Annotated in this window: 7 protein-coding genes; all 7 read left to right on the top strand. The window is 59.0% G+C overall.

From position 1 onward, the window contains the following. Positions 1–674: aromatic amino acid lyase (locus tag M0974_RS13620; protein ID WP_297837304.1), on the top strand; the 674-nt coding region annotated here is incomplete at its 5' end. Then, a complete protein-coding gene (locus tag M0974_RS13615; protein ID WP_297837301.1) occupies positions 664–1,089 on the top strand; it encodes a thioesterase family protein in 426 nt (141 codons plus the stop codon). The genes M0974_RS13620 and M0974_RS13615, both read left to right, overlap by 11 nt. Continuing rightward, the gene (locus tag M0974_RS13610; protein WP_297837298.1) at positions 1,086–1,688 is read left to right on the top strand and encodes an outer membrane lipoprotein carrier protein LolA; all 603 of its coding nucleotides are present in this window, start codon (positions 1,086–1,088) and stop codon (positions 1,686–1,688) included. Before M0974_RS13615 ends, M0974_RS13610 begins: the two co-directional genes overlap by 4 nt. 25 nt (positions 1,689–1,713) lie before the next feature. Continuing rightward, positions 1,714–4,041 carry an MMPL family transporter gene (locus tag M0974_RS13605; RefSeq protein WP_297837295.1) on the top strand — a complete coding sequence of 776 codons (2,328 nt, stop codon included), beginning with the start codon at positions 1,714–1,716 and terminating at the stop codon, positions 4,039–4,041. Continuing rightward, positions 4,038–5,195 carry a sodium:proton antiporter gene (locus M0974_RS13600; RefSeq protein ID WP_297837292.1) on the top strand — a complete coding sequence of 386 codons (1,158 nt, stop codon included), beginning with the start codon at positions 4,038–4,040 and terminating at the stop codon, positions 5,193–5,195. Before M0974_RS13605 ends, M0974_RS13600 begins: the two co-directional genes overlap by 4 nt. After that, positions 5,186–6,433 (top strand): NAD(P)/FAD-dependent oxidoreductase, encoded by a 1,248-nt coding sequence (locus M0974_RS13595; RefSeq protein WP_297837289.1) that lies wholly within the window; start codon positions 5,186–5,188, stop codon positions 6,431–6,433. The genes M0974_RS13600 and M0974_RS13595 overlap by 10 nt, the downstream gene beginning before the upstream one ends. Continuing rightward, a partial coding sequence (locus tag M0974_RS13590) for a class I SAM-dependent methyltransferase (protein ID WP_297837286.1) occupies positions 6,430–6,793 on the top strand: 364 nt, incomplete at its 3' end. The genes M0974_RS13595 and M0974_RS13590, both read left to right, overlap by 4 nt.

Below are 6,793 nucleotides of genomic sequence, written 5' to 3'. Positions count from 1 at the left end.
TACTGGGCGTGTTGGCCGATAGCCTGAACTGGCTGCGCTCGTTTATTGAAATCGAGCTGAACAGCGCCAACGACAACCCCATTATCGACGCCGAAGAAGAACGCGTGCTGCATGGCGGGCACTTCTATGGCGGCCATATCGCGTTCGCCATGGACAGCCTGAAAACCCTGGTGGCTAACGTTGCTGACCTGCTGGACCGGCAATTGGCGCTGTTGGTGGACGTGCGTTACAACCACGGCCTGCCGAGCAACTTATCCGGTGCCAGCGCTGAACGGGCGATGCTCAACCACGGCTTCAAGGCGGTGCAAATCGGCACCAGCGCCTGGACCGCCGAAGCCCTGAAAAACACCATGCCCGCCAGCGTTTTCTCCCGATCTACCGAATGCCACAACCAAGACAAGGTCAGCATGGGCACTATCGCTGCCCGGGATGCAATTCGTGTGTTGGAACTGACCGAACAGGTAGCCGCTGCTACGTTGATCGCCGCCAACCAAGGGCTCTGGCTGCGCAGCCAGGCAGCGGATGCACGACCGTTGCCGCCCGCGCTGGCGGCCATGCACCAACAGTTGCAGGAAGACTTCCCGCCAGTCATCGAAGACCGTGCACTGGAGCGCGAATTGCGCCTGTGCCTGAAGCGGATCGCTGATCGCCACTGGAGGCTGCATGCGCAGTAAGGGCCTGATTCATTCAGACACTGAAGTGTCGGTGCCGTTTTTCGACATCGACATGATGAACGTGGTTTGGCACGGCCATTACGTCAAATACCTGGAAATCGCCCGCTGCGCGCTGCTCGATCAACTCGGCCACAACTACACGCAGATGCAGGAATCAGGCTATGCGTGGCCGGTAATTGATCTGCAGTTGCGCTACGTGCGCGGCGCAGTGTTCGGCCAACGGTTGAACGTACGCGCCAGTCTGGTGGAATGGGAAAACCGACTAAAGATCAATTACCTCATCACCGACACCGTGACGGGTGAGCGCTTGACCCGCGCCACCACGGTTCAAGTGGCCGTGGAGATTAGCAGCCGCGAAATGCAGCTGGTCTCGCCGAAGGTGTTTATCGATGCAGTACTGAGAGCGTTGCCATGAACCGTGTTGTGAAAATGATGTGCGCAGTGCTGCTGATCGGTGTGTCGTCGCTGGCCAATGCCTTCGACCTGCAACAACTCAGCGCGCAACTGGCCAAGCCGTCGGTGATTCATGGCGATTTCATTCAAGAAAAACACCTGCGGGCCCTGCCGCAACCGTTGACCAGCAAGGGCAAGTTCGTCTTGGCCAAGGACTTTGGACTGCTCTGGTTGTTGGCCACGCCGTTAAAACAGGATTACCGCATTAGCGCCGCTGGCATTGCCCGACGGGATGCCCACGGCTGGCAATTGCTGCCCAACAAGAGTGCCGGAACGGAGCAAAACAAGCTGTTCCTGGCCGTACTGCAAGGCGACAGCAGCGGCCTGCAACGTGACTTCGACCTGCAACTGAAAGGCGAAGCCAGTGCGTGGCAACTGACGCTCATACCGCGCTCATTACTGCTGCAGCAAGTGTTCAAGCAAATCAATATCGACGGCGGCGAACTGGTGCAACGCATCGAACTGCTGGAAACCCAAGGCGACAGTACTGTGCTGCGGATGATCGACAGCAGCAGCGCAGACAGCTTGAGCGACGCGGAGCACCACGACTTTGTTGACTAGGCCAGAGCAGACAAAAAACCGCTCGATGGAGTACTGGCTGCCGCGCCTGTTCCTGATCGTTCTGCTGGCGGTGCTAGCCCTCGCGGGCTGGCAATGGCGCTACGGTCCGCCGCTGTCGGCCAACCTGATGGAACTGGTGCCGGGCTCGACCCCGGACGCTCTGGAGCTGCGCGCCGAAGAGCGTATGCAAGAACCGCTGAACCGAGAAATGCTGGTATTGGTCGGCCATGCCAATCAACAACAGGCGATCGCTCTCGCGCAAAAACTGGGTGAGCAATGGCAAGCCAGTGGTGTGTTTGAGAAGGTCCAATGGAGCCTTCAGGCGGACTTGCCCGGTTTGCGTCAACAGTTGTTGCAAGGACGCTTGGCGATGTTGTCGCCAGCGGATCGCACCCAGTTGATAGAGCAACCTCAAGCCTTTATTCAGCAGCGTGTGGAAAGCCTTTTTGACCCGTTCGCGGGTTTCAGCCTGGTCGCCAGCCAAGACGATTGGCTAGGCCTGACCGGGCGCATCCAGAACAGCCAACCGCAGCACGGTTCGGTGCAACTGGACGTCGGCAGCGGCGCATTGATCGCCACCGCAGACGGCAAAAGCTGGGTGCTGCTGCGCGCCAGAACCAAAGGCAATGCGTTCGACATGCACCTGCCAATGCAGGTCGCTGATTTGCTTAGCGCCGCCCGCGTGCAGGCGCATCAAGCCGACGCACAACTGCTCGCCGCCAGCGGCCTGTTGTACGCCGCAAACGGTCAGCGTCAGGCCACCCGCGAGATAACCTGGGTCGGAGGCGGCGCGACGCTAGGCATTTTGTTGCTGCTATTGTTGGCCTTCCGCCGCTGGCGAGTACTGCTGGCGTTCGTGCCGGTGTTGACTGGCATGCTGTTCGGCGCCGTAGCCTGTGTCGCACTATTCGGACATATGCACGTCATGACGCTGGTGCTGGGTTCAAGCCTGATCGGCGTGGCGGTGGATTACCCCCTGCACTCACTATCGAAAAGCTGGAGCATGAAACCGTGGCGCAGTTGGCCGGCGTTGCGCCTGACCCTTGGCGGCCTGAGCTTGAGCCTGGTCACCAGTTGCATCGGTTATCTAGCCTTGGCTTGGACGCCGTTTCCCGCGTTGACGCAAATCGCGGTGTTCTCGGCAGCCGGTCTGGTGGGCGCTTACCTGACCGCCGTTTGCCTGTTGCCGGCGATGCTGAACAGCCTGGAGCTGCGTCCGGCGCAGTGGCCGCTGCGCATTGCCGAGTGCTTGATGAACTGGCGGGAAGCCCTGCTTCGCCGGGTTCACACGCCGGTTTTGTTGGCGCTGTTGCTGCTGTTTTGTGCGGCTGGGCTGTGGCAACTCACCGCTAAAAACGACATCCGCCAATGGATCGGGGCCCCGCCGCAGTTACTGGCTGAAGCGCAGGCCATTGCGCGCATCACCGGTTACCAGCCAACCAGTCAGTTCTATCTGGTTCGCGCGGCCAATCAACAGCAACTGCTGGAGCGGCAAACTGCATTGAGCCAGCGACTCGATCAATTGGTCAGCCTCGACAAACTGCAGGGTTACCTGTCGCTTAATCAACTGGTGAGCCCGCCGTCGGAACAACACCGGGTACGCGATGCGCTGAGTAAGTTGCCGTTGTTTTGGCGGCCGTTGATAGACCTCGGTGTTCCAGAAGCCAATCTGCAAGCAGAACTGACGCGCTTGCAGATGCTGCCGGATGAAGACATCGATACCGCGCTGGCCGGGCCGCTTGGCGAGCCATGGCGAACGCTGTGGCTGGGCCCGACCGCAGACGGTGTCGCGGGCATGGTCAGCCTGCGCGGTCTGAACAATCCTGCATTGCTGCGAGTGCAAGTGTTGGACATCGAGGGCGTGCAACTGATCGACCGCCTCGGGGACTTGAATAACGTATTTGCCGCCACGCAAATCAGCGCCGCGGAACTGAAGTTACTGTCCTGTGGTTTGATCCTGCTGCTGCTGATTGTGCCGTTCGGTCTCAAGGGTGCATTGCGGGTGATCGCGCTGCCGCTGTTGGCGGCGCTGTGCAGTTTGGCGAGCCTCGGCTGGCTGGGGCAGCCACTGACGCTGTTCAGTGTTTTTGGGCTGCTGTTGGTGACTGCCATCAGCGTCGATTACGCAATCTTGATGCGTGAGCAAATCGGCGGCGCGGCGGTCAGCCTACTGGGGACCTTGCTCGCGGCGGTCACCACGTGGCTTTCGTTTGGTTTGCTGGCGATTTCCAGCACCCCGGCGGTAAGCAATTTCGGCCTGTCCGTCAGCCTGGGGCTGGCCTTCAGCTTTATGCTCGCGCCGTGGGCTGGGCGCCAGGCCCATGCGCAAACGGCTAGCGAGCCAGCAGCATGATGATCGTTCTGTTCTGGCTTATGGCCTTGCTGCTGTTCGCCTTGGCGACTCGGCTGGGGCAGGCTTTTGGCCTGATTCCTATCGTTAGCCAATTGATATTGGCCACCTTCGGCTTGCCGTTATTGATGGTGTTCTGGATTGAACCGCAGTGGCAACTCACGGGGGCACAACTGGTCACGCCGACTTGGCTAAAAAGCCTGTACAGCCTGAGCTTTGCCCTGCTGCTGGGGCATATCCTCAGCGACGTCGTCGAACTGCGCATGGACCGACAAAGCCTGAAAATTGCCGTGCCGAGTTTTTGTGTACCGTTTTGCTGCGGGTTGGCCTGCGCATTCTGGCTGTTGCCGGAACAAGCCTGGCTCAGCTCGCTGGCGGTTGGTCTGGTGTTCGCGATCACGGCGATCCCCGTGTTGTACCTGTATCTGCGCCATATCAATTACCCGCCAGCCGCCACCCGCCGCCTGGTGCAAACCGCGATTTTGATCGACGTAACCTGTTGGAGTATTTTTGGACTGGCCCAAGGTAGCCTGCACCTGAGCAGCCTGTTGTTGCCGCTGCTGGGCGCCTGTGTGCCGCTGCTGTATCGAGCGCTAAGGCTGCGCCAACCGTTACTCTACAGCCTGACGTTTTTCGCATTGCTGGTGGTCGCCGAGCATTACAAAATCAATGCGCTGATTTTCGGTATTGGTTATCTGTTTTGTATGGCGTGGCTCAAACTGCCTTTCCAATTGCCGATGAAAGCTACGGTATTTAAACGTCTGCAAAACTATCTGGCGATTCCGTTGATTCTAACCTTCGGCATCGTCCAGATTAATGTGCATAGCGCTATGGACAGCCTCGGCTGGCTGCAACTGGCCGCTCTGCTGGTGCTACCGATTGTGAGTAAAGTCCTTGGCAGTTGGCTCGGTTTGCGCTGGGCTACACCGTCATATGTCGGTGCCAGCCGCTGGCGTGAAAGCCTGCTGCTGAACATTCGCGGATTGAGTGAGATCGTGTTCCTCAACCTGCTGCTGCAACAACAGTTGATCAGCCCGGCGCTGTACTTCGCGCTTATGCTCATGGGCTTGATCGCTACGCTGATGCCCGCCCTCGCCGGCATGAACCGAACTTTCGTTAAAAACGCCGAACAGGCAAGGGAGCCTTTGTGCCAATAGCTGAAATGGAACGACGCCAGGTTGTGGTCATTGGTGCGGGCCCTTCCGGCGCGATTGCCGCTGCGCTGCTTCGGCGCAAGGGTCACGACGTATTGGTGATTGAACGCCAACTGTTCCCGCGCTTTTCCATCGGTGAAAGCTTGCTCGCGCATTGCCTGGATTTCGTTGAAGAAGCGGGCATGCTCGACGCCGTAAACGCTGCCGGATTTCAAATGAAAAACGGCGCGGCGTTTGCCTGGGGTGACCGTTACTCCCACTTCGACTTTGGCGACACGTTCAGCAACGGCAAGCCAACCACCTTTCAAGTGCAACGCGCCAGCTTCGACAAGCTGCTGGCCGATCAAGCCGCCTTACAAGGTGTGGAAATTCGTTACCAAGAAGAAATTATCGCCGTCGATTTTGACCTGGTAAAACCGCGCCTGCGGGCGCGCCGTGAAGATGGCAGCGAGTACAGCGTCGAAGCCGACTTCGTGCTGGATGCCAGCGGTTATGGTCGTGTACTTCCGCGCTTGCTGGACCTGGAAGCGCCGTCGAACTTCCCGGTTCGCCAGGCCGTGTTCACCCACATCGAAGACCGTATCGAGCAGCCGAACTTTGACCGCAATAAGATTCTCGTCACAACCCACCCTGAACATCGCGACGTGTGGTTTTGGCTAATTCCTTTCAGCAATGGTCGCTGTTCGTTAGGCGTGGTGGCCTCGGCCGAGCGTTTCAACGAAAAAACCAAAGACCTCGATGCGTGCCTTAAGGCATTTATTGCCGAGGCCCCGGTGCTGGAGAAGCTGCTGCAATCAGCCGTATGGGACACCCCGGCACGGACCATCGGTGGTTACTCTGCCAACGTGAAAACCCTGCACGGTCCCGGCTTCGCCTTGCTGGGTAACGCCGCTGAATTCCTCGACCCGGTGTTCTCCTCCGGCGTGACCATCGCCATGCGCTCGGCGAGCATGGCCGCCGCACTGCTGCATCGTCAGTTAGCGGGCGAAACCGTCGACTGGCAAACCGAGTTCGCCGGCCCTCTGAAACGTGGCGTCGACACCTTCCGCGCGTACGTCGAAGGCTGGTACGACGGCAGCTTGCAGGACGTAATATTCCATCCCGGCGGTGCACCCGATATCCGCCGCATGATCAGTTCGATTCTTGCCGGATACGCCTGGGACGAGCGCAACCCGTTTGTCAGCGAACCTAAACGCCGCTTACGAATGATCGCGGAAATCTGCGCGAGTGCAGCTCAATGAACAGCGGATACTTGAGCGATAACTACGTCGAGGAAACCCGTTTCGGCTTCTGGTTTCTACGCAGCCATACGTGGCACCACCATGTGTTGCGTGTCGCCATCAATGACTTACGCGGGCTGTTCGGCAACGATCCAGACGCAGCTCCGCCGGCTAACCCGGTGCTGCTGGACGCCGGCTGTGGCCAAGGTAAATCGTTTCAATATTTGAAACAGGTGTTCGCCCCGGCACGTTTGCTCGGCGTAGACGCAGATCCACAGAGCTTGACCCTGAGCCGTGCCGAAGCACGCTTTCGGGGCATCAGCGTCGAACTGACCGGCAGCGATTGTGCGAACTTACCGATGGCGGATGACAGCATTGACC

It is taken from the genome of Pseudomonas sp. (genome assembly GCF_026224925.1).
In the GTDB taxonomy this organism is placed as follows: domain Bacteria; phylum Pseudomonadota; class Gammaproteobacteria; order Pseudomonadales; family Pseudomonadaceae; genus Aquipseudomonas.
This window is presented reverse-complemented; position numbering and strand designations above follow the sequence as displayed.

Bases quoted from the DNA above. Each gene is read 5' to 3' on its own strand.
- M0974_RS13610 (WP_297837298.1), top strand. From the start codon at position 1,086: ATGAACCGTGTTGTGAAAATGATGTGCGCAGTGCTGCTGATCGGTGTG.
- M0974_RS13615 (WP_297837301.1), top strand. From the start codon at position 664: ATGCGCAGTAAGGGCCTGATTCATTCAGACACTGAAGTGTCGGTGCCG.
- M0974_RS13605 (WP_297837295.1), top strand. From the start codon at position 1,714: ATGGAGTACTGGCTGCCGCGCCTGTTCCTGATCGTTCTGCTGGCGGTG.
- M0974_RS13600 (WP_297837292.1), top strand. From the start codon at position 4,038: ATGATGATCGTTCTGTTCTGGCTTATGGCCTTGCTGCTGTTCGCCTTG.